This is a genomic window from Mycobacterium sp. SMC-13, from assembly GCF_045311035.1.
Classification (GTDB): Bacteria; Actinomycetota; Actinomycetes; order Mycobacteriales; family Mycobacteriaceae; genus Mycobacterium.
The window spans coordinates 170,375-196,173 of sequence record NZ_JBJIAI010000006.1; the positions used below are offsets into that span (position 1 = coordinate 170,375).

A 25,799-nucleotide genomic window follows, 5' to 3' on the forward strand; every position below is an offset into this window, starting at 1 on the left:
TTCGGGTCCCGATCGACCAGAACTGAATACTTATGGCGAACTACACCAGCGCACCCGCATCCCTGTTCGCCGGCTCCGAGCTGAGCCGGCGACGCTTTCTCGTGGGCTTGTCGGCCTCGGTGGTGGCCGGCGTCGGCCTGGCGCGGTGCGCCGTCGACGGACCGGCCGCGACCGTGGCCGCGGCGCCGCCGAAGGCTCCGAAGGAACCGGTACAGCGGGGCATGGGATTGGCGTTGCCGGGCGGCGGCGAGCTCAGCAGCCTGCCGGACGTGGCCGGCAACCGCGTGGCGATCACGCTCGACGACGGCGTGAGTTCCGAGGTGGTGCGCGCGTACACCAAGCTCGCACGGGACACCGGCATGCGGCTCACCTATTTCGTCAACGGCCGCTACCAGTCGTGGACCGAGAACCGGGACCTGATGCTGCCGCTCGTGGAGTCGGGCCAGATTCAGCTGGGCAACCACACCTGGTCGCATCCGGACCTGGCGAAACTGTCCAAGGACGAGATCGTCGACCAGTTGGAGCGCAACCACAAGTTCCTGCAGTCGACCTTCGGGGTCGACTCCCGGCCGTACTACCGGCCGCCGTACGGCAGCCACAACGCGATCGTCGACAAGATCGCCGCGGAGCTCGGCTACTCGACGCCGACCATGTGGACGGGATCGCTGGGCGACGAGAACATCGTCACCGAGGACTACATCCTCAAGATGGCGGGCAAGTACTTCACGGAGCAGACGGTGGTCATCGGCCATCTCAACCACCTGCCGGTGACGCACGTCTACGGCCAACTGGTCGATCTGCTGAAGGAGCGCAATCTGCGCACCGTCACACTGGATGACGTGTTCCGGAAGCCGCGCGAGCTTCCGGTCTGATTCACCCGAGTGACATAGCTCATATTGTCTGGTGGGTCACTTGCCCGGCTGGTCACTCTCTTAAATTAAGAGGCCATTAAGGGCTTCTTCCGCAACATGAATCACACCAGTCACACGCGACACGCCGCTGTTACTTTCGGCGCGCCTCCAAAGGTTTGCCGATGACCGGCGTTGTAATGAAATCGCGGGGGCCGTGCGATAGTCTGGCCCCACGGTGCAACCAATCGCCGACCGCAGGAGTGATCACCGTGTACAACAACCCGCTATCGCGTTCACGCATGGGACGTATTGCCTGGTCCCTGCTCCGCCACCCGGTCAAGAGCCGTGAGTTTCCGGCCAAGAACGAGCGTCTGGTCACCGCTGCGGACATGGTCCGCTTCGGCGTCTAGCGCTCGCTCGACCGCTCTGGCCGACGGTATTCGGCAGTAACGTCAGCTGCTTTGCTGATCGTTATCGATTTGTGACCTCCGCGATAATTAAGAACGCACGCCCGCCCGGAACCGAATTCTCGGCTCCGGGCGGTTGCCGTATCTCAGGCAGTGAGCAGGCCTGAGTCCCGGATGGCTTCGGCCAGCGGCTCCAGCACGGCCGGGTCATGCGGTTGGGGGATGTAGATGATCGCCAGGTCCAGGCCTTCGGCGCCCAGGCCCGCAGCCTCGTCGACCACCTTGCGGTAGTCGCAGTCCTGGCCGAGCCGGACGTGCGCCGACAGGGTGATCTCCTTGGGGTCGCGGCCGATGTCGGCGCAATGCGCGGCGAGCACGTCGCGCTTGCGGGCGAACTCTTCCGGCGTCCCGCCGACGAAGTTCCAGTGATCGGCGTACTTGGCGGTGATCTTCAGGGTCCGCTTTTCGCCGCTACCGCCGATGCAGAACGGCGGATGCGGCTGCTGCGGCCCCTTCGGCTCGTTGCGGGCGTCCTTCAACTGATAGAACTTGCCGTCGAAGGTAGTGGTGTCCTGGCTGAGCAGGCCTTTGAGCACCTCGCAGGCCTCTTCGAAGCGGTCGAACCGCTCTTTGACCGAGCCGAGCTCGATGCCATAGGCGCCGGACTCCTCTTCGTTCCAACCGGCGCCGATACCGAGCTCCAGCCGGCCGTTCGAGACGATGTCCAGCGCGGACGCCATGTTGGCCAGCACTGCCGGGTGTCGATAGTGGATGCCGGTGACCAGGACGCCGACCCGCAGCCGTTTGGTGGCCTGCGCCAGCGCGGTCAGCGTGACCCAGCCCTCCAGGCAGGGGCCGGTCGAATCGGAGAAGATCGGATAGAAGTGGTCGAAGGTCCAGCCGGACTCGAACACGTCGATGTCGTCGGCAGCCTGCCAAACGGCGAGCATGTCCGACCAGGTGGTGTCTTGCGGTGAGGTTTTGAAGGCGAATCGCACGCTTATTGAAACTAGTCACGACGGGCTCCTAATTCCTGTGAGTTTCCTCCGCGCATTGGCAGACTGGATGCCATGGACCCAGTGGCCGCGCTGCGGGAGATCGCCTTCTATAAGGACCGCGCTCGTGAGGAATCCCGTCGCGTCATGGCCTATCGCAAGGCCGCGGATGTGGTGGAGGCGCTGACACCCGAACAACGCGAGAAGCTGGGCCGCACCAACGGCTGGCAGACGCTGGCCGGCGTCGGACCCAAGACCGCAGCCGTGATCGCGCAGGCCTGGGCCGGTCGTGAGCCCGACGCGCTCGTCCAACTTCGTACGGCGGCAGCAGATTTGGGCGGGGGAGCGCTGCGCACTGCGCTGAAGGGCGACCTGCATCTGCACAGCAACTGGTCCGACGGTTCGGCGCCCATCAGTGAAATGATGGCCACCGCACAGCGTTTGGGCCACGAGTACTGTGCGCTCACCGACCACTCGCCGCGGCTGACCGTGGCGAACGGGCTCAGTCCGGACCGGCTCCGTCAGCAGCTGGACGTCATCGACGAAATCCGGGACCGGTTCGCGCCGATGCGGATTCTCACCGGCATCGAGGTCGACATCCTCGAAGATGGCTCGCTGGATCAGGAACCCGAACTGCTGGAGCGGCTGGACGTGGTGGTCGCCAGCGTGCACTCCAAGCTGGCCATGGACGCCGCCGCGATGACCCGGCGCATGGTCCGCGCGGTGTCCGGTGGGCAGGCGAACGTGCTGGGTCACTGCACCGGTCGCCTCGTCGAGGGCTCGCGCGGCACCCGGCCGGAATCGAAGTTCGACGCGGAAGCGGTGTTCGCGGCGTGCGCCGCCAATGATGTTGCGGTGGAGATCAATTCGCGCCCTGAGCGGCGCGACCCGCCGACCCGGCTGCTGAACATGGCGTTGGACACCGGGTGTCTGTTCTCGATCGACACCGACGCGCATGCGCCCGGCCAGCTGGACTTTCTCGGCTACGGGGCGCAGCGGGCGCTGGATGCCGGTGTTCCGCAGGACCGGATCGTCAACACCTGGCCGGTCGAGCGACTGCTGTCCTGGGCCGCCGCGTAGCGTCTGGCGCATGGTTCTCGGTACCGCAACCGTCATCACGCTTTTCGCCGCCGGCCTGATCTTCTTGCTGGCCCTGATCCTCGGCATCTGGAAGTACCGGCAGATGGCCGTCAACCCCGACCATCTGGCCCACCCCTACGTCGACATCGCACACCGGGCCGCGCTGCTGTACTCGTTCTCCACACTGCTGGTGGCGGTGTTCGTCCAGCTCAGTTCCTGGCCGGCGTGGGTGAACCTCACGGCCGCAATGGTTTTGGTGTTCTTCTTCGTCGTCGCCATCGCCGCGTACATCCAGCATGGGCTCCGGCAGGACACCACCAACCAGTTCGAGCACCCCAGCGGTGGTCTGCACGCCGGGATGGTGGCGCTGATCCTCGGTGAGGTCGGCGGATTCCTGGTGCTGTTGTCGGGATTTGTGGTTGCGCAGTTCTGAAGCCGGTGTGCGGGCATACTCGGTGAACATGGCACTTCGATCGAAAGCGCGTCGGGTCGCCACGCTGGCTGCGGCAGTTCTGCTGGCCTCGTGTTCGTTTCACGTCGGTAGCGGGGCCACCACCATGTCCAAGGACAAATTGGAGACGGCGGTCAAGAACAAGCTGAGCACGCAGACCGCGTCGAACATCGATTCCGTGTCCTGCGACGGTGGCATCGAGGCCACCATCGGGGCCACCCAGACCTGCACCGTCGTCACGGGCAAGACGAGTCGCCACGCGACGGCGCGAGTCGCGGATATCCGGGGTTCCGACATCGCACTCAGCATCGAAATCATCCCCGGTAAGTGACCCTGCACGACCGGCTACTGCAGCTGAACAGTCCGGCGCGCCCGTGGCTCATCCGCGACGGCGCTCCCGAGGGCGTCGACCTCGTGGCCGAGTGGAAGTCGGACGATCCGGACTGGCGACAGGTGCTCGAAGACCTGGCCGTGGCGCTGACCTTCCAAATCCATCTGCGCCTGGATGCCGAGAGCCGGCTCCTGCACGCGGTGGATCACCTCGTCGAATGGCGCCAGGACGCCGAAGGCCAATGGATCGAGTGCCACGACACCGGCGACCTGAAGCTGTTCTGGTCGGGCAATTCGAACTGCACGCACCACCTGATCACGACCGACGACATCAAGGTCCCGATCCAGCAGTGCGTCGCCGATGCGGGATGGACGTATCGCGTGGGTTAGACCTCTTCAGAGAAGTCGGCCGTGAGCCAGCGGTCGGGGCGGACAGTGAACAAGACGGTGGCAACACCTGCCATCGAACGGACGAACTCGCGCCCGGCCTCTTCCCCCAGATAGCGGATCGCGATGGCTTCCCGTGCGTCTTCCGGCGCGGGCGTGGCGGTGTCGACGACCGAGCCTTCGACGATCACGTACTGGTAGGGAGGCTCTTCCCGCTGGACCACGAGCGAGACTACGCCCGCCTGCTGGATCAGCTTCGCCTTGCGGCTGCCGGCGCCGGTGTTGATCCGGATCAGCCCGTCGGAGGTGACGTCGTACCAGATGGGGACACTCGACGGCGGACGGCCATCTTCGGCGGCAACGGACAGCACCCCTACGTGCTTGTCGGCGAGGAACTGTTCACGCTCGGCTTCGGTCAGTTTTCTCGGCATGACTCCGCCAACGCCGCTTCGTTCCGCGCTATTCCGGCAGCATCGGCATTTCCCAGCCGGGGTCCTTGCCGACCAGCACGCCGCGCGTCAGGCACGCGTTGCCGAACTTCTGGCGCACCAGGTCGACGGCGCAGTCCACCGCGGCGGTGTCGGGTTCGCCGTCGAAGGGCAGCTCGAGCTGCTCGGTGCCGGCGGTGTCGACGTTCGACACCGAGAACCCCATCAGCGTCAGGCCGCGTTCGGCGATCATCGGTCCGGCGGCCGCCACCAATCCACGTGCGGCCGTGAGGATTTCCTCGGTCGACGCGGTCGCGCGGTGCATGGTGTGCGAGCGCGTCACGCGACTGTAGTCGTCGAACCGCAGCCGCAGGACGACCGTCCGGCCGGTTCGGCCGCTGCTGCGCATGCGGCGGGTGATGCGGTCGATCAGGTTGATGATCATCGCGTCGATGTCGTTGTCGGACATGGTGTTTCCACGCCGTCCCACCGCGCGCTGGGCGCCGACGGACCGTCGTCGCACGCCGGTGGTGACACGCCTGCGGTCGATGTTGTGCGACAACGCGAAAAGCTGACGCCCCATGGCCGCGCCCACCATGGCGCCCAGCGCCGACTCGGTGAGGGCCGCGACGTCGGCCACCGTCTCGACGCCGTGTTCGCGCAGCTTCTCCGCAGTCTTGGCGCCGACGCCCCAGAGGTGTTGCACCGGAAGCGGATGCAGGAAGGCCTGCTCGCGGTCCGGCGGCACCAGTAGTAGTCCGTCGGGCTTGGCTTCGCGGCTCGCGACCTTCGCCAGAAACTTGGTGCGCGCGATGCCGACGGTGATCGGCAGCCCCACACGCTCACGCACCGCTTCCCGCAACGCTGCCCCGATCTGCACCGGGGTGCCGGACACCCGGCCGAGGCCGCTGACGTCGAGGAAGGCCTCGTCGACCGACAGCGGCTCGACCAGCGGCGTGGTGTCATGGAAAACCTTGAAGACCTCGCGGCTCGCCTCTGAATAGGCGGACATCCGCGGCGGCACGACGATGGCCTGCGGGCACAGGCCGCGGGCCTGATGCCCGCCCATCGCGGTGCGCACGCCGAACGCTTTGGCCTCGTAGCTGGCCGCCAGCACCACACCGGCGCCGACGATCACCGGCCGGCCGCGCAGCGCGGGATCATCACGCTGCTCGACCGATGCGTAGAACGAGTCGAGGTCGGCATGCAGGATCGCGGCTGCTTCAACGTCCGACACCGGCCAATCTTCGCACATATGTTCGCATCGATGAATGCCTGGCGCTCGGCTGAACAATTGTTTACATTGGTGAACATGCATTCACCCATGGTCGACGACCGGACCGCGCGGGCACGGATTCGCGACGAGGCCCTGCGCCTGTTCGCCGAGCGCGGTGCCGACGCGGTGACGATGCGCGACATCGCCGCCGCGGCTGGTGTCTCGCCCGCGCTGCTGGTCCGGCACTACGGCTCGAAAGACGGACTGGTGGACGCGGTCGACAACTACGTCGTGCAGACCCTGGAGGCGCTGCTGACCGAGGTGACAGCACCGGTCCAAGACGGCACGCAGCCCTCCGCGACGCCGACGCTGCTCGAGGCCTTCGCCGTCCACCTGCCGCCACAGTCGCCGATTCCGGATTACCTGGGCCGATCGCTGATCGCCGGCGGCGCAATGGGATCCGTTCTGTTCGCCCGGTTGTACGCCATCAGCCAGGACGCGCTCGGCGCGATGGTGGCGGCCGGAACGGCGGATGCCGGCGACGATCCGGCGGTGCGCGCGGCCTTCTTGTTGCTCAACGACCTGGCGGTGCTCATGCTGCGTCGGCGCGTCGCGGAAGTGCTCGGGGTCGACCCGCTGACCGCCGCCGGCATGGAGCGCTGGGCCACCGAAGCCTTCGCCATCTACCGCGATGGCCTGACCGGATCGCCTGGCACCACGTGAGCGGCCTCATCGACAGTGCGCGAGAAAGGTAGGGAGACAACAATGTCCACGCCCCGTACTGGTGGCTTGGCGGCCGGCGGTGCCAGGCTGCTGCGGTGCCGACGCTTGGTACGCGCGCCGATCTGGATCTATCGGACCCGTGCGGGCGCGCTGTTCGGATCGCGGATGCTGATGCTGGAACACACCGGACGCACATCGGGGGCACGCCGCTACGTCGTCCTCGAAGTCATCGACCATCCGTCGGCCGCTACCTACGTGGTGGCTTCCGGATTCGGTACGAAAGCCCACTGGTTCCGCAACATTTCGGCCAATCCGCGGGTGCGGGTCTACGCCGGTAGCCGCCCGCCGACGGCAGCGACGGCGCGGGTGCTGCCACCGTCGGCCGCCGACCGGGCACTGGGTGCGTACATCGACCGTCATCCGCGCGCCTGGGCCCGACTCAAAGGCGTCCTCGACCAGACCTTGGGTACCGAAGTGAGCCCAACCCACACGGCGCTCCCGATGGTCGAGTTGCGGCTCGACACGACCTCATGAAGATCGCCATCAGTGGCGCGGGCATAGCCGGGCCGACACTGGCCTATTGGTTGTCCCGCAGCGGCCATGACCCGGTGCTGATCGAGACGGCGCCGCAGCTACGCACCGGCGGCTACCTCATCGACTTCTGGGGCGTCGGCTACGCGATCGCCGAGCGGATGGGCTTGGCGGATGCAATACAGCGGGCAGGCTACGGGATCGAGCAGGTCCGGCTGGTCGATGGCCGCGGCCGCAAGACAGGCGGGTTCGCCGTCAGCCCGTTCCGGCGGGTCTTCGACGGGCGATACATCAGCTTGCCGCGCGGCGAGCTGGCGAGGCTGATCTACGAGGCAGTCGGAGACGACGTCGAGACGGTGTTCGGCGACCGGATCACCGCGATCGAACAATCTGACGAGGGAGTGGAGGTCGTGCTCGAACACGGCGGGCACCGCGAGTTCGACCTAGTGATCGGCGCCGACGGCATTCATTCCACGGTGCGCAGTCTGGTTTTCGGCACTGACCCCACATTCCAGAGGCAGCTGGGCTATTGGGTCGCGGCATTCGAATCCGACGGATACCGCTCGCGCGATGAACTCGTCTACCTCGCCCACGGCAGGCCTGGGCGCGTGGTCGCCCGGTTTGCGCAGCGGAACGATAAGACCCTGTTCCTGTTCATCGTCTCCGACGATCAGCTGACCGCTGCGGAGACGGCCGACGGCACCGCTGTCCGGAGAGCTTTGCGGCGGGTTTTCGGCGATGACGGATGGGAGTGCCCGGCAATCCTCGCCGCGCTGGATCGGGCCGAGGATCTGTACTTCGATCGGGTCAGTCAGATCAAGATCGACCGCTGGTCGCAGGGTCGCGTCGCACTGGTCGGGGACGCAGCTTCGTGCGTGTCGTTGCTGGCGGGCGAGGGAACCGGACTGGCGATGCTCCAGGCGTACGTGCTCGCAGGCGAACTCGACCGGTCCGGCGGTGAGCACGGTGAAGCGTTTCGCCGCTATGAGCAGCTGGTCCAACCGCTGATCGAGGGCAAACAAGAGTCCGCCAGAGCTTTCGCGGGCGTATTGGCACCGCGGACCTCGGTCGGCCTCTGGACCCGTAACCGCGTCAGCCGGCTGCTGGATATCCCGGCACTGGCGGCCTGGGTGATCCGGCGGGAATTCCGCGACGACATCGAATTGCCGGATTACGCGATGTAGCGCAAGAGTGGCGGACTTCAGCCGTAGATGCTGCTCAGCCAGATGTGGGTGAGGGTGTTCACGACGTCGTCGTGCGCGACGGCGCCCGGCTCGCCGGCCAGGGTGGCCATGATCATGCGCTCGTTCATCAGGTTCAGCGAGGTGGCCAGATCCCGGGCGGGCAGGGTGTCCGGCGCGGCGCCGCGCGAGCGTTCGGCGGCGATCAGTGCGGCGGTGAGGTTGATCCACTTCTGCATGAGCCCGGCCCAGAACTCGCGGAGTTCGGGAACTGTTCTGACCGCTTCGACGCCGGCCCGGGCGGTGGCCGGGTGCGAGCCGAATGAACTGAAGAAGATCTCGATGCCGTGCCGGATGGCCTTCTTCGGGTCCGCCGGCATGTCCTCGAGCGCGCCGTCGAAGCCGGTGTCGGCGCGCTTGATCAGCGGATCGAGCAACGACAGCAGCACGGCTTCCTTCGACGCGAAGTAGAAGTAGAACGTGGGGCGGGAGATGCCGGCGCCTTTGGCCAGGTCATCGACGGAAATCTCGGAGAACGAGCGTTGCTCGAGCAGGGCGGCTGCGGTGGCGAGGATGGCCGCTTCGCGCTCGTCGCCCGAGGGGCGTGCCGCACGACGGCCCCGGGGCGCCCGGGTCTGCGCAGCGGTACTCACGCAGCTGAGCCTAACAGTTTGTCGAGTTTTTCAACACACCGTTGACCGACTCAACACCATGTTGATACCGTCGGTACCATGATCGAACACTTCGATGTTGTCATCGTCGGTGCTGGCATCTCCGGCATCAGCACCGCCTGGCACCTCCAGGACCGCTGCCCCACCAAGAGCTACGTGATCCTGGAGCGTCGGGAGAACATCGGCGGCACCTGGGATCTGTTCAAGTACCCCGGCATCCGCTCGGACTCCGACATGTTCACCCTCGGCTTCCGGTTCAAGCCGTGGGAGTCGGCCAAGTCGATCGCCGACGGCCAGTCGATCTGGAACTACATCAACGAGGCCGCCGACGAGAACGGCATCCGCCAGCACATCCGCACCGGCCAGCACGTCACCTCGGTCGACTGGTCGGACGCCGAGAACCGCTGGACCATCAACATCACCGCCGGCGGCGAGGAAAAGCAGGTCACCGCGTCGTTCCTGTCGGTGTGCAGCGGCTACTACAACTACGACGAGGGCTACTCGCCCGAGTTCCCCGGCGCGGCCGACTTCAAGGGCCAGATCGTGCACCCGCAGCACTGGCCCGAGGACCTCGATTACACCGGCAAGAACATCGTCGTGATCGGTTCCGGCGCCACGGCCGTCACGCTGATCCCGTCACTGGTGAACGGCGGCGCCGGGCACGTGACCATGCTGCAGCGCTCGCCCACCTACATCGGTGCGCTGCCACTCGAGGACCCGATTGCCAAGCAGGCCAACAAATATCTGCCGAAGCACCTGGCGCACTTCGTGAACCGCTGGAAGCAGATCGGTTACAGCACCGGGCAGTACCAGCTCGCCCGCAAGTTCCCGGCCGTGTTCAAGAAGGCGCTGCGCCAGATGGCCGAGCGCCGGCTGCCGGAGGGCTTCGACTACGACAAGCACTTCAGCCCGCGCTACAACCCGTGGGACGAGCGAGTCTGCCTGGCGCCCAACGGCGATCTGTTCAAGGCCATCCGCTCGGGCAAGGCCGGCGTCGTCACCGACACCATCGAGACCTTCACCGAGAATGGCATCAAGCTGACCTCCGGCGAGGAGCTGCAGGCCGACATCATCGTCACCGCAACGGGTTTGAACATGCAGCTGTTCGGTGGCGCGACCGCCAACCGCAACGGCGAGCCGATCGACCTGCCGTCCTGCATGACCTACAAGGGCCTCATGCTGTCGGGCGTGCCGAACATGGCGATCACCTTCGGCTACACCAACGCGTCCTGGACGCTCAAGGCCGACCTGGTGTCCGAGTTCATCTGCCGCGTGCTGAACTACATGGACGCCAACGGATTCGACCGCGTCGAGCCGCAGCACCCGGGCGACAGCGTCGACGAGCTGCCGTTCATGGACTTCACGCCCGGCTACTTCAAGCGGGCCATGGACAGCCTGCCCAAGTCGGGTTCGGAAGCGCCGTGGAAGCTCAAGCAGAACTACTTCTTCGACATGCGGACCATCCGGTACGGCAAGGTCGACGAGCAGGCGCTGCAGTTCACGAAACACCGTGCCGCAGTGACGGTTTGATCCGTCAGACGAGAAAAGCCCCCACCTCACGGTGGGGGCTTTTCCGTGTTGATGTCACGGTGTGACGACGACGATGCCGTCCTCGTCACAGTAGGCGATGTCACCCGGGACGAAGGTGACGCCGCCGAAGGTCACCTCGACATCGCGCTCGCCGGCGCCGGTCTTGGTGCCCTTGCGGGGGTTCGTGCCCAGCGCCTTGATGCCGACGTCGATGGTGCGCAGCGTCGACGCGTCGCGCACCGGGCCGTTGACGATGACGCCCGACCAGCCGTTGTCGTGCGCGAGGCCGGCGATGATGTCGCCGACGAGGGCGGTGTGCAGTGATCCGTCGCCGTCGACCACGAGGACGCCGCCGTCGCCCGGCGTCGACAGGATCGACTTGAGCAGGGCGTTGTCCTGGAAGCACTTCACCGTGGTGATGCGGCCGGCGAACATGGTTCGACCGCCGTAGTTCTGCAGCTGCAGATCGCAGCTGCGGACATCGGGATAGATCTCGTCGACGAGGTCGGCAGTGGCGCGGGGTTCGATGGTCACCCGCCGATTATCTCAGGGCGCGGAGTCAGCCGGCGGCGCGGCGTCGGGCCAGCAGCACGACGAGCAGGGCCAGAACGCTCGCGACGATCACCGCGGTGACCGGCACCTGCGAGCGCTGCGGCACGGGCGGAGTCAGGTCGAGCACGGGCAGGGGTGCGGGTGCCGGGGTCTCGGGAGCGGGCGTCTGGGGCGCGGGCGCCTCGGAAGGCGGGGGTGCGGGTGGCGCGACCTTCGGTGGAGCCTTCTTCGCCGGGGCCTTCTTGGCCGGCGCGGTGGTTGCGGCCTTCTTGGCGGGCGTCTTCTTCGCCGGCACCTTCTTGGCGGGCGTCTTCTTGGCTGGAGCCTTCTTCGCGGGCGCCTTTTTCGCGGGCGTCTTCTTGGCCGGCGTCTCCTTCGGGGGGACGCCGGGTTGCGACTCCTCGTCGGGGGACTTCTGCTCGTCTGCCATGCGGGTGCTCCTCCGGGTGGGTCAGGACACCCCGAGGCGGGCCAGGACGTCTGCGTCGATGCCGTCGAGCTGGCTTTCGATGGCGGCGTGCGCGGTCCGCCGCTGCGGCGCCGGCATGTTCTCCGCCGCCGTCACCGCGGCGGACAGATCGGCGAGCTTGCTCGACAGCGTCGCCACGAACTGCTTGGTCTCGGCGTCCTTGGGCTTGTTCTCGGCGACCTGGCGCAGCGAGCGCTCCGCACCGGCGATCCGGGCGGACAGCGCGCCGCCGGCGCCGGAGAACTGCCCGATCTGGCTCAGCGGAACACCCAGTTGGTCTGCGCGGCGCTGGTCGATGAGACCGCGCGCGGCAATCGCGGCCCGGTACGCCACGGGCACGACAACGGGGGTGAGGATTCGCGACACCATCAGCAGCCGGCGAATCTTGGTCGGCGACAGCAGCTTGCCTTCACGGACCGCCTGCAGCTGCGTTTCAGCAACCTTGAGTGCCATCTTGTCGCTGTCCCGCTGGGCTTTGACGCCGGCCCGGTCCCGTTTCGTTTGCCGACGGCCTTCCGCCTTGATGCGCCGGGCCTCGTTCTTGGCGGACAGCCGTGCCTCGAGTTTCGCCTTCGCCTTGATCGCCTTCGCCTCGGCGCGACGGGTTGCCCGGCTCTTGCGTCGCTTGAACAGGCCCATTCCGGCTGACCTCCCGGTCGTCTCGACACGTGTGCACGATCTTGCTGCGATGGTGACGTCACCTTATCGTCCGTGGGCCCGAATCGGGCATCGGGCCATGGGTCGAATTCCGCCGCAATTCGGGGGTGGAATTTCCCACATTTCTCGCTACTTTATCCAGCAAACAAAGTCCGACGGCTGTGCGACAATTATTAGGAATTCATCGGAGCGGGTTTTTGATGCCATGAAAGCAGAGGGAACGATGGCGCCACGCCAACGAATAGCTACAGCTGCCGCGCTGATGGCATCTGGGCTGTTGATCGCTGGCCTGGGTGGTGCGAACGCCTTCGCTGATACGGCAGCTTCTGGTAGTGACTCGAGTGGCCACGGTGGCGGGGCTTCTCACGGCGGCACGAAGCCCGGTGGCAGCTCGTCCGCTGGTGGCGGGCACAAGGCCCCGGCGCGGCCGGCCAAGCCGACGGACGGCCAGTCACAGGCGCCGTCGCCCGGTGGCGCCGGTTCTGGCGGCAAAAAGGATAAGCGCGGTGCCTCCGGCGGCGTTGCCAAGAGTGGTTCTGAAGCCGGTGTTCACGACCCCGGCAAAACCGGTGAATCCGGCAAGAATGCGTCTGAAAGCAACGCCCCCAGCAAACAAAATAATGTCGCTTCTCCGGGGCGGCCCGAGGATTCTGGAACGCCGAACGCGGCCGCTGGCGAACATCAGCCGTCGGCCGGCTCGTCGACTCAGCAGACGGAAACCGGTGCGACGTCCGGCACCACCGCACCCGCGACGACGGGCGGGACAAGCCAACCGCAGCCGGCGGCCGCGACCGGTCCCGCGCCCGCGACCGCGGCGAGCGTCCCCGCCATCCGGTTCCCGAGCCTGCCCAACATCTTGAGCCTGCCGTCGCTCCCGGGTCTGCCCAAGCTGCCAGGCCTGCCCGGCCTGCCCACCGCAGGCGGCGTCAAGCCGGGAAGCGGTTCGGACAGCCCCGCGTCGCCGACCGCGTCACCCACCAAGGCGACGGTCAAGGCGACCCCGGCCGGACCGACCACCAGCATCAACCTGATGGGTCTGACGTTCTCCCTGCCGTCCGCGGCTGTCCACACGTCGCCGACCGGGGCCGTGCAGAGCATCGATCTGACGAAGATCCCGCTGGCGTCGCTGGTGCCGCGACTGCCGAAGTGGGATCAGCTCCCGCAGCTGCCCGACATGTCGAACATCCCGGTGCTGGCGCAGCTCGCCGCGATCCCGGTTTTCGTCCTCGCCCACATCGAGCCGGTCTATGACTTCGTCGCAGGGCTCACCAACGCGACGCTCGACGCCGCGACGTCGCTGCCCTTCATGCAGACGTCGCTGTCGATGCTGAGTGCACAAGTCGTTCCGACGATGAACCTGAACGTCGGGCGCCCGAACCGCATGCCGGTGCCGGCTGCGGGCCTACCGCTGGCGCCGGTGCTGGATACGCCGGCGTTTCCCGCGCTGAAGCTCGACAACCCGGTCGTCGTCAGCGCCCCGGCAGAACTCCCGGCGGTGCGGTCGCCGCAGCCGACCACGTTCGGCACCAAGAACGAGATCATCGCTGAACCCGCGTTCCGCGCCGGATATCCTGACTACCTGCGCGCAGCCGGTCTCAGCGAGGTGGCCGCGGTGGCCGTTCCCGGCTTCACCGGCATCCTCATCCTGACGGGCGCCGGTGGCCTGGTCGGCTACCGGCAGGCGCGCGCTGGTCACGTGGTCCGCCGCAGCGGCACTGCACGATTTATGACCTGAGGCAATGGGTCTGCGGCACAATTGATGGCAACCGTGCCAATCGCAGCGAAAGGGGGTTCGGCATGCCCGCGAGCCGCCGTGTCACACGCGCAGTCAATTCGGTGCTGGATCTTGCCCCGCGACGTGGCGAGGTCTCACTTGCCCGTCTCGTCGAAGCAGTCAGCGAGGACCGTGGCCGCCCGATCGAGGTGACCATGGCCGACCTGCCGCCCGGCGTCTGTGGGCAGTGGCGCCAGTACAACGACCGCGACGTGTTCCTCTTGCAGAAGGGACTGCCGGCCGGTGACCGGACCCTCGCCCACGAGCTCGGCCACCTGGTGCTGGGTCATGAGGGCGTGTCCGTCGTCGAGGCCGCCCGCGACTCCATGGAACTGGCGAGTTCCGATCTCATCGGCTACATGCTGAATCAGCGGACCGGCTGTATGGGGCCCGCCGGTGAGGAAGCCGAACAGGAAGCCGAGGATTTCGCCGCGTTGCTCATCCACCGGCTGGGCCGGCTGCCTTCTGACCGCTCCTCGATCGTCCAGATCCGTCTCGGCGAGGCGTTTGGTTGATCATCTGGGTTATCGCCGGCCTGCTCGGCCTGGCGACCGGCCTGCGTATCGGTTGGGCGCTGGTCAACAAACAGTCCCTCGTCAGTGCCGCGATGATCGTTGCGCTGGGCAGCCTCGGCCTGGTCGCGGCACTGAACTGGGAGCCGCTCACGCTCCTGCTCGACACCATCCTGCATTGGCCGAACGTGTCCAGCATGCTCAGCCAGGTGGCGCTGATCGCTTGTGCCGCAGGCAGTTGCGTGATGATCACCTCCGCATCGTCGAGTCGTAAACCGCTCGTCATCCGCCGCATCGCCCTGGCCCAGTACGGCGTCGCCGGGGCGATCGCGTTGCTCACGCTGGTGCTGTTCTTCCTGACCCCGCAGCAGCCGGAGATGGCGCCCGAGGAGTACCTGCGCAGAAATCTGGGTTCGGGCGGCAACTCGTTGTCGTGGCTCTTGCCGTTGTTGTACGTGTTGTTGGCGCTGACGCTGGTGGCGTGGGCCGGGGTGCGTAATTCCAACCGCACCCGAAGGGGCCGCGCCCTGTTCGTCTTCAGCGTCGGCATCGTGCTGATCGTGCTGGCCAGCGCCTTCATCCTGTTGCGGGCGGTGGGCAGCACTCAACTGGTCGGTGTCGGCGCGGCGGCGACGATTCTCGGCTGCGCCATGCTGGTGGTGGCCAGCGGCTCGCTGCTGCCCAGTGTCGAGGACTGGTTCGGGGCGCGGCGCGAACTGCGGACCATCGCCCCGCTGCTCGCCGAATTGAGCCGCCGCCATCCGAACATCGGGATCGGTGTGCGGCCCCGCGGTCCGCTGCTCTTCCGGGTGGCCGAGCAGATGTCGCTGATCTCCGATGCGCTGTACCTGGAGGCCACCGCCGTCCTGGACGGTGCCGGTGAGGCCGCCGGTTCCGGACGCGTCGACGTGGCGCCGGATGTGCAGGCGCGGCGGGTGGCCAGCTGGATTTACGACGGCCGTAGCAGCCGTCCGAAGGGCGGTTCGCGGACGAAGTTCCCGGGGCCGAGCTGGCTCAGGCAGCCCGCGACGTATTCGGATCGGGAGTGGATTCTGGCGATTGCCGCGCAGTACCGCGAGCTGGATCGGCAGGGTAAGGCGGATGCGCCCGGAACCGCCCCGAAGGCGTCCGTCGGGCGCGTGAAAGCAGTACGACCAGCGGATTAACGGAATCCGCTGGTCGTAATGTGGTCGAGCCCGATAGGGCTAACCGGTTCAGCTGTCGAGGTTCTCCTGGCGACGCAGCTCGTCGACCTTGTTGGCGAGGTCCTTCTTGGCTTCGGGGGACAGGCCGACCGTCCGAGCGGCAATCCGGCGGATGCCCTCGTCGCGCATGTTGGCGAGCCAGGTCAGCTCCTTGTCGAGCTTCTCGTAGTACTCGTCGTCGGTGAAGTAAGCCGGCTTGATCCGGAAGAAGTTGGCAAGCGCAGCCATGGTCGCGACAGACGGGTTGGTCCGGTTGCCCGAACGCAGCTGCGACAGGTACGGGGCCGACATGGTCACACCCTCGGCCTTGAGTGCGGCGATCACCTCGGCAGATGTGTGGGGGCCGCGTCCGGGCGGGTAGACGGTGTCAAACAGCCGGTTCAGCCGAGCGGCGAACGTCATGCTCATCGGTTATTCCTCCACTTAGCGATATCCGCAGGCGTCAGTGTCACTATTTGCTGACTATCGTAGCGAGAGTTGCGCCGGGAACCAAGTGCAAACCACGGAAAAGTCGCTCCAGCTACCAAATTTGTCGGCTCAAAGGGCTCCGAGCTGGGGTTCTGGGGGTGGATCCCGGTCCCGGTCGGCGGCCTGATGAGGCAAATTTTGACGCGTGTGCTATTTTGCCCGGACCTCGGCTGCACGTCGCGTCACAATCGCTGTCGGGCGGGGGATGATTCAGCAATCCGGGTGTCGGGCGCTCGGTGTCGTCCGAAGTGTTTGCCATTAGCGTACCGACGATTAACCCGAGCGGCAGGACGTGGCAACCGCGTGAGCAGGAAGGGGAGCGCCCTGGGCCGCCGGCCGGCGACATGGCGAATTACCCGACCTCTTTGCTGTTAACCCACCGTTGGGTCAAGCGGCAAGCAGCATCGCCAGAATGGCGGTGTCGGGATGGCTGATGGGATCGACGCCGACCCTGCTGACCATCGAGGTGATGGTGCCGTCGGCTTCGGCTTCGACCCACGCGGCGCGATGTTCCAGTCCCAGGTAAGGCAGTCCCGGTAGCAGCAGGCACCCCGACGCGGCGCCGTGGCACTCCGGGAGGGAGGGTGTCGTCTCGGCGGGCGGGTGGAGCATCAACAGGGCCGTCGGCTGATGCTCGGCGAAGTATCCGGGTGTCACCGCTGCTTCGCCAACAACGGGCCCTTCGGCGAGAACGAGGCCGACGGTGCCCGGCTGTGGATGTTCTGGCAGTTCTTCGCGTGTACCGAAGACGGTGGTGGTTGCCAGCAACCCGGGCAGCGAGGCGACCCGGACGGCGACCATCAGTAGCTGGGCCCATTCCTTGGTGGAATCGGGCCACCGGCCGGACACCACGAACCCCTTCAACGCGCCGCCGGAATGGAACGGCGCGATCTCGACGGCTTGCCCAGACCTCTCCATGGCTGCCCTCCGGTACTCGATCAGCAATCAGTCGATACGGCAGTGGATCGCTGATTCCAGGGTGCGGCAGTGACGCGTTAGCACGCAAGATGGCCCGAGTGCCAGAAGTGTCACGTGGGCCGAATGTGGCTTCCGGCTCGCGAGATGGGGGCTTCGGTGGTAACGAGAACGGGGCGCCGCGCACATGCGCGACGCCCCGTTACCGGAAAGCGCGAGATCAGCCGAAGATCAGACCGTTGGTCTTGGTGGTGGCGGCGGCGAAGCGCTCCTGCACGTCGGCCCAGTTGACGACGTTCCAGAAAGCCTTGACGTAGTCCGCCTTGACGTTCTTGTACTGCAGGTAGAAGGCGTGCTCCCACATGTCGACCTGCAGCAGCGGGATGATGCCCAGCGGCACGTTGGCCTGCTGGTCGTACAGCTGGAAGGTCAGCAGACGGCCGCCCAGGCTGTCGTAGCCCAGCACCGCCCAGCCCGAGCCCTGCAGGCCGTTGGCGGCCGCGGTGAACTGCGCGCGGAACTTGTCGAACGAACCGAACTGGTCGTCGATGGCCGCGGCCAGCTCGCCGGTCGGCTTGTCGCCACCGTTGGGGGACAGGTTCTTCCACCAGATCGAGTGGTTGACGTGGCCGCCGAGGTGGAAGGCCAGGTTCTTCTCGTTCAGGAAGATCGCGGCGTGGTCGTCGCCGGCCCGCGCCTCTTCGAGTTTGGCCACCGCGTCATTGACGCCCTTGACGTAGGCCGCGTGGTGCTTGCTGTGGTGGATCTCGTTGATCTGACCGGAGATGTGCGGCTCCAGGGCGCCGTAGTCGTAGTCCAGGTCCGGCAGGGTGTACTCAGCCACAGGATTCCTTCCTTAGATGATCGCGTGCGGGATCAACGACCCTAGTTGGGGTTCGTCCACAGATCCCAGACCACATTGCTCCATCGCTGCGCGCACCGCAAGGACACCCCCGGAACAGGGGTGGGATCGGTGCCTGTTGGGCCTTTAGACCAGAACGATCAGAACGAGCACGACGAGCAGGACCAGCGCGATGATGCCGGCGCGGACACACGCGACGAGTTGGCTGTGTGTGCGGGACGGGAACGCCGATTGCCACTCGGGCGATGCGCCCGAACCCGGACGCAACGGATGTGCCGCCATTGCATACTCCCTGACCTGCCAGAACAACCCTGAGTTCCCGATTTCGAGCGGAGTGAGGATTGTCACAACCCGATGTTGTGACGCCGATCATAACCGTTTGCCGGCGGGACGGGGAAATCGGGCCCCATCGGCGGCGGGCCGGATTTGCGGCCCCGGATTTACTTAGCCCGGCAAGCTTTTTCGCTCACGCCGCGTGTCGGCCTGTTGATCAACGGGGACCAATGGCCCCTTGTTTATCCCCAGTCAATTATGCGTTCGGCGCGCTGTGGCCGGTACGGCCGTCGGCGGGCCTCCCGTCGCCCTGTGGATGAACCTGTGGAAACTGTGGATAGTTCTGCGATTGCTGTCATGGCGTGCGGTGGTGGCGTGAGCCCCGCCCGTGCCAGCATGTACGCATGGATGATGTGCACGTGCCGCAGATCGACGTCGATCAGTTGCCCACCGCGTTCGACTCGGACGCGGTCCTGCTCGACGTGCGGGAAGACGACGAGTGGGCCCGTGGCCACGCCGCAGGGGCCCAGCACATCCCGATGAGCGAGGTGCCCGCCCGGCTGGGGGAGATCGACGGTGACGCCGCGCTGTACGTCATCTGCCATGCCGGCGGCCGGTCGCTGAAGGTCTCGCACTACCTGGCGCGCAATGGGTTCGAGCCGATCAACGTCAACGGCGGGATGCTGGCGTGGGCCGGTGCCGGTCGCGCGATCGTCACCGACGACGGCGCCCCCGGCGCCGTCTGACGGGCCCGTAGGCTGGTTCCGTGATCCAGGTCTGTTCCCGGTGCTCGACGCGTTGGAACGTGCGTGATCGCCAGCGTCAGTGGTGCCCGCGCTGCCGCGGTCCGCTGCTGGCCCCCGACGCGCAGACGCCGGCCGGGCAGACGAAGTCGGCGCGCGGATACCGGTGGATCGCCGTGCGGCCGGGTCCTGCGCCGAAGCCACGGCGGCAGCGGCCCCCGTTGGGGCCGACCCCGCATTACGACCACATTCCGCGCTGGGGCCTGACCGAAGAGTTCGCCCAGGATTCCGGGCCGGCCGCCGAGCCGGAGCAGACGCATCGCGGACCGTCGACCGCTGTGGTGCAGACGGTCGCGGCCATCACGATGATCGCGCTCGGCGCCGCGGCGCTGATGCATGTCGTGCGCTACGTCCTGCTGCTGATCAACCGCACCGTGCTGCTGAACCCGTGGGTCGCCCTCGCCGGCAGCTGGCTCGGCGTCGCGGCCGGCGTCGTCGCGTTGTTCGCGGTGCTGGCGACGGCGATCGTGCTCACCAACTGGCTGATCGCCCGCCGCGCGGCGGCCTATCACCGCGCCGGCACCACCGAGCCGCGCCGCCGCTGGGTGCTGTGGGTCGGCTGCCTCGTCCCGGTGGTCAACATGTTCCTCGCGCCGGTGTTCGTCACCGAGATGGCCACGGCCGAGAACCGCGTGAATGCGTTGCGCCGCCCGATCGGCATCTGGTGGGCGATCTGGGCCGTGTCGGGTCTGGTTGTCGCCTGGTCCATCGTGGGCATGTTCGCGACGGACCCGCAGGGCATCGCCGACAGCACTGAGGTGACGGTCATCGCGTACCTGATGGGCATGCTGTCGCTGGCGATGGTCCTGCGCGTCTATCACGCCTTCGAGCGGACGCAGGCCGACGCACCCGCACAGCGCTGGGTCGTCGTCGACGCGGAGCAGGCCGAAGAATCAGGTGCCCAATCGGCGGTTCCGGTTGAGCCCACAGCGGAGGAACCGGCAGCATAGGACCATGGGCGTGGACGGCACTGGCGGGACGGACGGCACACGCCACAGCTCTTTCGTGGTGGCACACCGTGGCGCATCGGCCGAGCGGCCCGAGCACACGCTGGCGGCCTACGAACTGGCGCTGAGCCAGGGCGCCGACGGCCTCGAATGCGATGTCCGGCTGACCCGCGACGGACATCTGGTGTGCGTGCACGACCGCAAGGTGGACCGCACGTCCAACGGCACCGGGCTGGTCAGTGAGATGAGCCTGGCGCAGCTGCGCGAATTGGATTACGGCGCATGGCATCCCAGCCGGGCCGACGGCGGCCAGAGTGCGGCCGGCCTGCTCACCCTCGACGACCTGATCCGGCTGGCGCTGGACTGGGGCCGGCCGGTGAAGCTGTTCATCGAGACCAAGCACCCCGTGCGGTACGGCGCGCTCGTCGAGAGCAAGGTGCTCGCCCTGCTGCACCGGTACGGCATCGCGGCGCCGGCCTCCGCCGACCTTGCCCGCGCCGTGGTGATGTCGTTCTCGGCGGCGGCGGTGTGGCGGATTCGCCGGGCCGCACCGATGCTGCCGACCGTGCTGCTCGGCGAGACGTCGCGGTACCTGGGCGGCAGCGCGGCGACGACGGTCGGTGCGACGGCAGTGGGCCCGTCGATCACCACGCTGCGTGAGCACCCCGAACTGGTCGACCATGCCGCCGCGCACGGGCGTGCGCTGTACTGCTGGACCGTCGACCATTACGAGGACGTGCGCTACTGCGCGGATCTCGGTGTCGGCTGGGTCGCCACCAATCACCCGGGCCGAACCAAGGACTGGTTGCAGAACGGGTTGACGGGCGCGGGCCGGGACACCGGCCAGGACGCCGGGCAGGACGCCTAGGCCTGACCGCCTAGAGGTTGCCGCCGGCGGCCGCGGGCGCGGTCGGGTCGGCAGCACCGCTGCCCGCCAGTTCACGGGCGACGAAATCCTCGAGGTTGAACAGGTTTTCGCCGGCGCGGTCGGCGATCTTCACCAGCGTGGTGATGGTCGCGACCTCTTCGACCTGTTCCTTGAGGAACCACTGCATGAACTGCTCGCCGAGGTAGTCGCCCTCTTCGCGGGCCACGCTGGCCAGCCGGCTGATCTGCTCGGTGACGACGCGTTCCTGGGTGAGCGCGAGCTTGAGCGCCTCGGTCGGGGAGGCGAAGCTGTTGCGCACCGGGTCGACGCCCGGGATCTCGACGTCGATGTCGCGGTCGAGCAGATACTTCACCAGCATCATGGCGTGATTGCGTTCTTCGACGGCCTGCGCATAGAAGTGCTTGGCGAGCTGAGGGAGGTCTTCGCCATCGAAGTAGACGGCCACCGCAATGTATTGCTGAGACGCGCCGAATTCGCTTCGAATCTGTTCTTGGAGCAGTTGGTGGAATTTCGTCTCGAGGCGCGTCACGTCGGTCATGAAAATGAAGATAGTGCAGGTCAAATGGCCTTGTCATGCAAGGTCAACCTAATTCAGGAAAGCATATCCTTACCCGGTGTGACGTATGCAATATCCATTAATTCGAATTGCTGAATGCGAATAGGTAAGGCTTGGCTGACGTCGCGCGGAATTCGCCCCGGAATTACGCCGGGTGCAGCCAGCCCAAATGACGGGCGGCCAACGCGTAGCCCACGAACGCCACCGCATCGATCACGCCGTGCCCGATGATCAACGGCCACAACCGGCCGGTGCGCCGCCAGGTGTACCCGAACACCAGCCCCATCGCGATGTTGCCGAGTCCGGCGCCGAAACCCTGATACAGGTGGTAGGCGCCGCGCAGCAGAGCCGACAGGACGAGCGACTTGGTCGCCGAGACGTCCAACTGGCGCAGCCGGGTCAGCAGGAACCCGACGACGATGATCTCTTCGGCCCAGGCGTTCGCGAACGCCATCAGCAGCAGCACCGGAATCCGCCACCAGGTGTCGCCGAGCGTGCTCGGCACGACATCCACGCCGATGCCCAGCGCCCGGCCGGCCACGTACAGCCCGAGTCCGGGCAGACCGATCAGCGCGGCCAGGCCCAGACCGCCCAGCAGATCGGGGCGCCACCGGAAGCGGCCCAGACCGATCGCTGCGGGCCGGAAGCCGCTGCGCCACAACAGGTACAGCGCCAGGAAGCCCCAGCCGACCAGGGTGATGACGGGGCTGAGGTTGAGCAGGAAGTCGATGAAGTCGATCGGGGAGCGACGGCGGTTGAGCGCGACCTTCTGCCCCGACAAGCCGAGGATGACGGCCTCGGCCAGGCTGACCACGGCCGTGTAGGCCGACAGGCCGAACGTCACGGCCAGCACCACGGCGATCTCGAGGCGCAGCGCGCGACGTTCGGTGTGTTCCTGCTGCGGCCCGGTCATCGCAGCTACGGTAACCGGCGCTTGTCTAATGCTCGGCGCGCAAGCGGCTCATCGTCCTGATGCTCTTCGCGCAAGCGGCTCATCGCCCTGACGCTCTTCGCGCAAGCGGCTCATCGACGCGCTCAGATCTTGCGCGCGCGGAGCCCGTTGAGGAACGGGCAGCCCATCAGGGTGCGGATGGCTCGGCTCAGGCCGGTGACGTCGTCGACAGGCTTGGTGAACGGCAGCCGGACGTCATGGTCGCCGTCTTCGCGTTCGATGCGCAGCTGGACGCCGTAGCGGTCCAGGCCCAGCGGGCGCACGTGGCCGTGGCGCAGCGTCACCGGCAGCCGGCTGGCGAGCCGGTCGACCATGTCGCGGTGCGCGCTCTCCATGTGCTGCACCCAGTGCGACTCCATGGCGCAGAACGGGTCGGGCCGGGCTTCCAGGAGCGCGCCGACGGGCACCGACTCGGCGCCGGTGGCGTCGGCCACCACGACGGACTCGATCTCGAGGCGGACCAGCGTGTAGGGAGTGTCGGTGTCACCGGCCCCGGAGCCGGTGTTGACCTGCAGCAATGCCGGGTGCGGGTGCTCTGAGGCGATCAGGTCGAGCATGACCGGGACGCGGGCGGACGGCACATCGTGGAGACGTCCGCGGAACCAGACGAGGGAGCGGACCCGTTCGCGCAGCGGCAGGGCGGCGAGGTCGGTCAGCTCCAGCATGGCGGCGACGCCACCGGCCCCGGCGGCCGTGACGGTGGCGGCGAGCAGGCCCGCGGCCGGCACGGTCAGGGCGACGGAGCCGTCAGCCAGCAGGTGATGCACGGGCGTGGTCGTCGGTGTGACGCCGTCGGCGGCCAGGGTCGCGTCGGCGGCCCGGGCGCACGCGCTGCGGACACGTTCGGCCGTGGTCGGTGCTGCGATTGTCGTCGTGAGGTCGCGCATATCCCGCCTTCGCTAGTAAGTGAGGTAAGCCTAAGTTAACTATCGCGGAGTGTTGGCGCAAGGCCTATCGAAAGGCCCGCGTCGCGGGCATCGGCCGACCGGCAGCCAGTAGGGTTGCGGCGTGGCACGCATCGCCTATCTCGGGCCGCAAGGCACCTTCACTGAAGCGGCCATGCTGCAGTTGGTCGCCGGCGACCCGGATTTCGAACCGGTCGCCTGTGACAGCTCGAGCGCGGCCGTGGAGGCCGTCCGGGCGGGAGACGCGGACTACGCGTGCGTGCCGATCGAGAACTCCATCGAGGGCTCGGTGCTGCCGACCATGGACAGCCTGTCGTCGGGCAGCGGAGTACAGATTTTCGCCGAGCACACGCTCGACGTCGCGTTCAGCATCGTCGTCCGGCCGGGGGTCACCGCCGCTGCGGTGTCGACCATCGCGGCGTTCCCGGTGGCCGCGGCCCAGGTGCGCCGCTGGCTGGCCGACCAGCTGCCGCACGCCACCCTGGTGCCCGCGATCTCCAATGCCGGTGCGGCGCAGCAGGTTTCCGAAGGTCTGGTGGACGCCGGTGTCAGTACCGCGCTCGCGGCCGCGCGGTGGGAACTGGACTCGCTGGCCGACGGTGTGGTCGACGAGCCCAACGCCAGAACGCGCTTCGTGCTCGTCGGCCGGCCCGGTCCGCCGCCGCCGCGCACCGGCGCCGACCGGACGTCCGTCGTGCTGCGATTGCGCAACGAACCGGGTGCCCTGGTCTCCGCGATGACGGAGTTCTCGATCCGGGACATCGATCTGACCCGCATCGAATCTCGGCCCACCAGAACGGAATTGGGCACGTATATCTTTTTCCTGGATTGTGTCGGACATATCGACGACGCGCCGGTCGCCGAGGCGCTCAAGGCGCTGCACCGCCGGGTGGCCGATGTGCGGTACCTGGGGTCGTGGCCGACCGGAGTGGCTGCCGGCGCGGCGCCGCCGGTCACCGATGAGGCAGCGCAGTGGTTGGCGGGGTTGAGAGAGGGGCAACGCGGATGAGTGGCCGTTTGGTTCTGGTGCGGCACGGGCAGTCGGAGGCGAACGTCGCCAAGCGGCTGGACACCCGGCCGCCGGGAGCGGCGCTGACCCAACTCGGCCGGCAGCAGGCTCGCGATTTCGGGATCGACTGGGCACACCCCGTCGGCCTCGTCGTGCATTCGGTCGCGGCCCGCGCCCAGCAGACCGCCGCCGAGATCGCAGATGGGCTGGGCCTCGATCCGGTCGAGGCGCACGGGATCCACGAGGTGCAGGTCGGCGATCTGGAAGACCGCAGTGACGCGGCCGCCATCGAGCAGTTCGACGCCATCTACGAGGACTGGCAGCGCGGCAAGCTGGATGTCGCCATGCCGGGCGGCGAGACCGGCCGCGAGGTGCTGGATCGGTACGTGCCGGTGCTGACGAACCTGCGCGTGCGCAGCCTCGACGATCACGACTGGGTCGGGGACATCGTGGTGGTGAGCCATGGTGCCGCGATCCGGCTGGTGGCCGCCCAATTGGCCGGTGTGGACGCCGATTTCGCGTTGGAGCATCACCTGCTCAACGCCGAATGCGTGGTGCTCAGCCCGATCACCGACGGCCGGTGGAGCTGCGTGCAGTGGGGTGCGAAGACGCCGCCGTTCTACCCGGGGCACGACCCCGAAGCGCCGCCGGCGCCCGACCCGATGGCCTGACTATCCGGTGGCGCGCAGACCCATCGCGGGTTCTGCGCAGCCACACCCCACCACGTCGCAGTCGATGCGCAGGGTGTGCTCGGATTCGGGCAGCGCGCACATCTCGTCGGTACATTCGGCCGGCAGGCCCACGTGCACGATGACCGTGCCGTGGCAGTGCGCCAGCCCATCCACGCAATTGCGGCAGGTGGTGCTCATGACCTCTGTTGTAGCACCGCGGTCCGACAAAACCGCGTTGCCGCGCTGCTCAGCCCCAGCCCAACTCGTGCAGCCGCTCGTCGTCGATGCCGAAGTGGTGGGCGATCTCGTGGATCACCGTGATGGCCACCTCGTCGACGACCTCCTCCTCGGAGTCGCACATGTCGAGCAGCGCGTCACGGTAGATCGTGATGGTGTCGGGCAGCGCGCCCGCGTAGAAGGAATCGCGTTCGGTGAGCGCGACGCCCTCGTACAGGCCCAGGATGCCGGGATCGTCGGGGTTCCGCGGCTGCACGAGCACCACGACGTTGTCGAGCGCCGCGGCGAGGCGGGGCGGGATCAGGTCGAGCGCGTCGGACACCAGCTCCTCGAACCGCTGCTGCCCCATACGGACAGGCATG

General features: G+C 67.1%; 34 protein-coding genes. 17 read left to right on the forward strand and 17 right to left on the reverse strand.

The window, feature by feature from the left end:
* The first annotated feature begins 80 nt into the window (after positions 1 to 80).
* The gene (locus ACJH6I_RS11395) at positions 81 to 872 is read left to right on the forward strand and encodes a polysaccharide deacetylase family protein (protein ID WP_029119172.1); all 792 of its coding nucleotides are present in this window, start codon (positions 81 to 83) and stop codon (positions 870 to 872) included.
* Positions 873 to 1,404: 532 nt separating this feature from the next.
* Here ACJH6I_RS11395 and ACJH6I_RS11400 read toward each other — a convergent pair.
* Positions 1,405 to 2,256 (reverse strand): LLM class F420-dependent oxidoreductase, encoded by an 852-nt coding sequence (locus ACJH6I_RS11400; RefSeq protein WP_212807628.1) that lies wholly within the window; start codon positions 2,254 to 2,256, stop codon positions 1,405 to 1,407.
* Between the two features lie 72 nt (positions 2,257 to 2,328).
* Here ACJH6I_RS11400 and ACJH6I_RS11405 point away from each other — a divergent pair, with 72 nt between their 5' ends.
* From ACJH6I_RS11405 to ACJH6I_RS11420, 4 genes are read left to right on the forward strand one after another with little or no spacing between them, the layout of a single operon-like run.
* Positions 2,329 to 3,333 carry a PHP domain-containing protein gene (locus tag ACJH6I_RS11405; protein ID WP_212807626.1) on the forward strand — a complete coding sequence of 335 codons (1,005 nt, stop codon included), beginning with the start codon at positions 2,329 to 2,331 and terminating at the stop codon, positions 3,331 to 3,333.
* Between the two features lie 10 nt (positions 3,334 to 3,343).
* Entirely contained in the window at positions 3,344 to 3,766 is a 423-nt protein-coding gene (locus ACJH6I_RS11410; protein ID WP_212807624.1) for a hypothetical protein, read from the forward strand.
* Between the two features lie 28 nt (positions 3,767 to 3,794).
* Positions 3,795 to 4,115 carry a DUF4333 domain-containing protein gene (locus ACJH6I_RS11415; RefSeq protein WP_212807622.1) on the forward strand — a complete coding sequence of 107 codons (321 nt, stop codon included), beginning with the start codon at positions 3,795 to 3,797 and terminating at the stop codon, positions 4,113 to 4,115.
* A complete protein-coding gene (locus ACJH6I_RS11420) occupies positions 4,112 to 4,504 on the forward strand; it encodes a hypothetical protein (protein ID WP_212807620.1) in 393 nt (130 codons plus the stop codon). Before ACJH6I_RS11415 ends, ACJH6I_RS11420 begins: the two co-directional genes overlap by 4 nt.
* Here the strand turns inward: ACJH6I_RS11420 and ACJH6I_RS11425 are convergent.
* Both ACJH6I_RS11425 and dinB read right to left on the reverse strand, forming a co-directional pair.
* Positions 4,501 to 4,932 (reverse strand): pyridoxamine 5'-phosphate oxidase family protein, encoded by a 432-nt coding sequence (locus ACJH6I_RS11425; protein WP_212807618.1) that lies wholly within the window; start codon positions 4,930 to 4,932, stop codon positions 4,501 to 4,503. The two genes, ACJH6I_RS11420 and ACJH6I_RS11425, sit on opposite strands and share 4 nt — an antisense overlap.
* Positions 4,933 to 4,960: 28 nt before the next feature.
* The gene (gene dinB, locus ACJH6I_RS11430; protein ID WP_212807617.1) at positions 4,961 to 6,184 is read right to left on the reverse strand and encodes a DNA polymerase IV; all 1,224 of its coding nucleotides are present in this window, start codon (positions 6,182 to 6,184) and stop codon (positions 4,961 to 4,963) included.
* A 57-nt stretch (positions 6,185 to 6,241) separates the two neighbouring features.
* Here dinB and ACJH6I_RS11435 point away from each other — a divergent pair, with 57 nt between their 5' ends.
* Genes ACJH6I_RS11435 through ACJH6I_RS11445 form a run of 3 tightly spaced genes read left to right on the forward strand, consistent with a single transcriptional unit; the run spans position 6,242 to position 8,583 of the window.
* The gene (locus tag ACJH6I_RS11435; RefSeq protein WP_212807615.1) at positions 6,242 to 6,868 is read left to right on the forward strand and encodes a TetR/AcrR family transcriptional regulator; all 627 of its coding nucleotides are present in this window, start codon (positions 6,242 to 6,244) and stop codon (positions 6,866 to 6,868) included.
* Between the two features lie 42 nt (positions 6,869 to 6,910).
* Positions 6,911 to 7,402 carry a nitroreductase family deazaflavin-dependent oxidoreductase gene (locus ACJH6I_RS11440; protein ID WP_212807613.1) on the forward strand — a complete coding sequence of 164 codons (492 nt, stop codon included), beginning with the start codon at positions 6,911 to 6,913 and terminating at the stop codon, positions 7,400 to 7,402.
* Entirely contained in the window at positions 7,399 to 8,583 is a 1,185-nt protein-coding gene (locus tag ACJH6I_RS11445; RefSeq protein ID WP_212807611.1) for an FAD-binding domain, read from the forward strand. Before ACJH6I_RS11440 ends, ACJH6I_RS11445 begins: the two co-directional genes overlap by 4 nt.
* A gap of 17 nt (positions 8,584 to 8,600) precedes the next feature.
* Here the strand turns inward: ACJH6I_RS11445 and ACJH6I_RS11450 are convergent, their stop codons facing one another.
* The gene (locus ACJH6I_RS11450) at positions 8,601 to 9,233 is read right to left on the reverse strand and encodes a TetR/AcrR family transcriptional regulator (RefSeq protein ID WP_212807602.1); all 633 of its coding nucleotides are present in this window, start codon (positions 9,231 to 9,233) and stop codon (positions 8,601 to 8,603) included.
* Positions 9,234 to 9,311: 78 nt separating this feature from the next.
* Here ACJH6I_RS11450 and ACJH6I_RS11455 point away from each other — a divergent pair, with 78 nt between their 5' ends.
* Entirely contained in the window at positions 9,312 to 10,781 is a 1,470-nt protein-coding gene (locus tag ACJH6I_RS11455; protein WP_212807600.1) for an NAD(P)/FAD-dependent oxidoreductase, read from the forward strand.
* A 54-nt stretch (positions 10,782 to 10,835) separates the two neighbouring features.
* Here ACJH6I_RS11455 and rraA read toward each other — a convergent pair whose 3' ends face one another.
* The 4 genes from rraA to ACJH6I_RS11475 form a co-directional block, all read right to left on the reverse strand.
* A complete protein-coding gene (rraA, locus tag ACJH6I_RS11460) occupies positions 10,836 to 11,315 on the reverse strand; it encodes a ribonuclease E activity regulator RraA (protein WP_212807599.1) in 480 nt (159 codons plus the stop codon).
* Positions 11,316 to 11,340: 25 nt separating this feature from the next.
* Positions 11,341 to 11,763, reverse strand: coding sequence for a hypothetical protein (locus tag ACJH6I_RS11465; RefSeq protein WP_406784082.1), 423 nt, complete (start codon positions 11,761 to 11,763; stop codon positions 11,341 to 11,343).
* Between the two features lie 21 nt (positions 11,764 to 11,784).
* On the reverse strand, positions 11,785 to 12,441 hold the full coding sequence (locus ACJH6I_RS11470) for a DUF6474 family protein (protein WP_212807597.1): 657 nt from the start codon (positions 12,439 to 12,441) through the stop codon (positions 11,785 to 11,787).
* Positions 12,442 to 13,164: 723 nt separating this feature from the next.
* Positions 13,165 to 13,314, reverse strand: coding sequence for a hypothetical protein (locus ACJH6I_RS11475; protein WP_406784083.1), 150 nt, complete (start codon positions 13,312 to 13,314; stop codon positions 13,165 to 13,167).
* Between the two features lies 1 nt (position 13,315).
* Between ACJH6I_RS11475 and ACJH6I_RS11480 the strand changes: the two genes are divergently transcribed.
* The 3 genes from ACJH6I_RS11480 (at position 13,316) to ACJH6I_RS11490 (ending at position 15,911) form a co-directional block, all read left to right on the forward strand.
* Positions 13,316 to 14,194 (forward strand): hypothetical protein, encoded by an 879-nt coding sequence (locus ACJH6I_RS11480; RefSeq protein ID WP_318984004.1) that lies wholly within the window; start codon positions 13,316 to 13,318, stop codon positions 14,192 to 14,194.
* A 62-nt stretch (positions 14,195 to 14,256) separates the two neighbouring features.
* Positions 14,257 to 14,748, forward strand: a complete 492-nt coding sequence (locus ACJH6I_RS11485) for an ImmA/IrrE family metallo-endopeptidase (RefSeq protein ID WP_061006642.1) — start codon at positions 14,257 to 14,259, stop codon at positions 14,746 to 14,748.
* The gene (locus ACJH6I_RS11490) at positions 14,745 to 15,911 is read left to right on the forward strand and encodes a hypothetical protein (RefSeq protein ID WP_318984003.1); all 1,167 of its coding nucleotides are present in this window, start codon (positions 14,745 to 14,747) and stop codon (positions 15,909 to 15,911) included. The genes ACJH6I_RS11485 and ACJH6I_RS11490 overlap by 4 nt, the downstream gene beginning before the upstream one ends.
* A gap of 48 nt (positions 15,912 to 15,959) precedes the next feature.
* Here the strand turns inward: ACJH6I_RS11490 and ACJH6I_RS11495 are convergent, their stop codons facing one another.
* From ACJH6I_RS11495 to ACJH6I_RS11510, 4 genes are all read right to left on the reverse strand, one after another.
* Entirely contained in the window at positions 15,960 to 16,358 is a 399-nt protein-coding gene (locus ACJH6I_RS11495) for a helix-turn-helix transcriptional regulator (RefSeq protein ID WP_212807588.1), read from the reverse strand.
* Between the two features lie 447 nt (positions 16,359 to 16,805).
* On the reverse strand, positions 16,806 to 17,336 hold the full coding sequence (locus ACJH6I_RS11500) for a peptidase (RefSeq protein WP_318984002.1): 531 nt from the start codon (positions 17,334 to 17,336) through the stop codon (positions 16,806 to 16,808).
* A gap of 217 nt (positions 17,337 to 17,553) precedes the next feature.
* Positions 17,554 to 18,177 (reverse strand): superoxide dismutase, encoded by a 624-nt coding sequence (locus ACJH6I_RS11505; RefSeq protein WP_212807586.1) that lies wholly within the window; start codon positions 18,175 to 18,177, stop codon positions 17,554 to 17,556.
* Between the two features lie 144 nt (positions 18,178 to 18,321).
* Positions 18,322 to 18,477 (reverse strand): hypothetical protein, encoded by a 156-nt coding sequence (locus ACJH6I_RS11510; RefSeq protein ID WP_212807585.1) that lies wholly within the window; start codon positions 18,475 to 18,477, stop codon positions 18,322 to 18,324.
* A 395-nt stretch (positions 18,478 to 18,872) separates the two neighbouring features.
* On the opposite strand from ACJH6I_RS11510, the gene ACJH6I_RS11515 reads away from it, so the two are divergent.
* Genes ACJH6I_RS11515 through ACJH6I_RS11525 form a run of 3 tightly spaced genes read left to right on the forward strand, consistent with a single transcriptional unit; the run spans position 18,873 to position 21,086 of the window.
* Positions 18,873 to 19,214: a rhodanese-like domain-containing protein gene (locus ACJH6I_RS11515; protein WP_318984001.1), complete on the forward strand. Its 342-nt coding sequence runs from the start codon at positions 18,873 to 18,875 to the stop codon at positions 19,212 to 19,214.
* A gap of 59 nt (positions 19,215 to 19,273) precedes the next feature.
* Complete coding sequence (locus tag ACJH6I_RS11520; RefSeq protein ID WP_318984000.1) at positions 19,274 to 20,221, forward strand: DUF4328 domain-containing protein; 948 nt, start codon at positions 19,274 to 19,276, stop codon at positions 20,219 to 20,221.
* Between the two features lie 4 nt (positions 20,222 to 20,225).
* Positions 20,226 to 21,086, forward strand: coding sequence for a glycerophosphodiester phosphodiesterase (locus ACJH6I_RS11525; RefSeq protein WP_318983999.1), 861 nt, complete (start codon positions 20,226 to 20,228; stop codon positions 21,084 to 21,086).
* A 10-nt stretch (positions 21,087 to 21,096) separates the two neighbouring features.
* Here the strand turns inward: ACJH6I_RS11525 and ACJH6I_RS11530 are convergent, their stop codons facing one another.
* The 3 genes from ACJH6I_RS11530 to ACJH6I_RS11540 all read right to left on the reverse strand — a co-directional run bounded on the left by ACJH6I_RS11530 (position 21,097) and on the right by ACJH6I_RS11540 (position 23,502).
* Positions 21,097 to 21,645 (reverse strand): ferritin, encoded by a 549-nt coding sequence (locus tag ACJH6I_RS11530; RefSeq protein ID WP_318983998.1) that lies wholly within the window; start codon positions 21,643 to 21,645, stop codon positions 21,097 to 21,099.
* 163 nt (positions 21,646 to 21,808) lie between these two features.
* On the reverse strand, positions 21,809 to 22,576 hold the full coding sequence (locus ACJH6I_RS11535) for a CPBP family intramembrane glutamic endopeptidase (protein ID WP_212807576.1): 768 nt from the start codon (positions 22,574 to 22,576) through the stop codon (positions 21,809 to 21,811).
* Positions 22,577 to 22,698: 122 nt separating this feature from the next.
* On the reverse strand, positions 22,699 to 23,502 hold the full coding sequence (locus ACJH6I_RS11540; protein WP_318983997.1) for a DUF2470 domain-containing protein: 804 nt from the start codon (positions 23,500 to 23,502) through the stop codon (positions 22,699 to 22,701).
* A 121-nt stretch (positions 23,503 to 23,623) separates the two neighbouring features.
* On the opposite strand from ACJH6I_RS11540, the gene pheA reads away from it, so the two are divergent.
* The gene (gene pheA, locus ACJH6I_RS11545; RefSeq protein WP_318983996.1) at positions 23,624 to 24,529 is read left to right on the forward strand and encodes a prephenate dehydratase; all 906 of its coding nucleotides are present in this window, start codon (positions 23,624 to 23,626) and stop codon (positions 24,527 to 24,529) included.
* Entirely contained in the window at positions 24,526 to 25,200 is a 675-nt protein-coding gene (locus ACJH6I_RS11550; protein ID WP_318983995.1) for a histidine phosphatase family protein, read from the forward strand. The genes pheA and ACJH6I_RS11550 overlap by 4 nt, the downstream gene beginning before the upstream one ends.
* Here the strand turns inward: ACJH6I_RS11550 and ACJH6I_RS11555 are convergent, their stop codons facing one another.
* Both ACJH6I_RS11555 and ACJH6I_RS11560 read right to left on the reverse strand, forming a co-directional pair.
* Positions 25,201 to 25,398, reverse strand: a complete 198-nt coding sequence (locus ACJH6I_RS11555) for a hypothetical protein (RefSeq protein WP_212807569.1) — start codon at positions 25,396 to 25,398, stop codon at positions 25,201 to 25,203. It abuts the gene before it with no gap.
* Between the two features lie 49 nt (positions 25,399 to 25,447).
* The gene (locus ACJH6I_RS11560) at positions 25,448 to 25,798 is read right to left on the reverse strand and encodes a metallopeptidase family protein (protein ID WP_212807567.1); all 351 of its coding nucleotides are present in this window, start codon (positions 25,796 to 25,798) and stop codon (positions 25,448 to 25,450) included.
* Position 25,799: the final 1 nt, after the last annotated feature.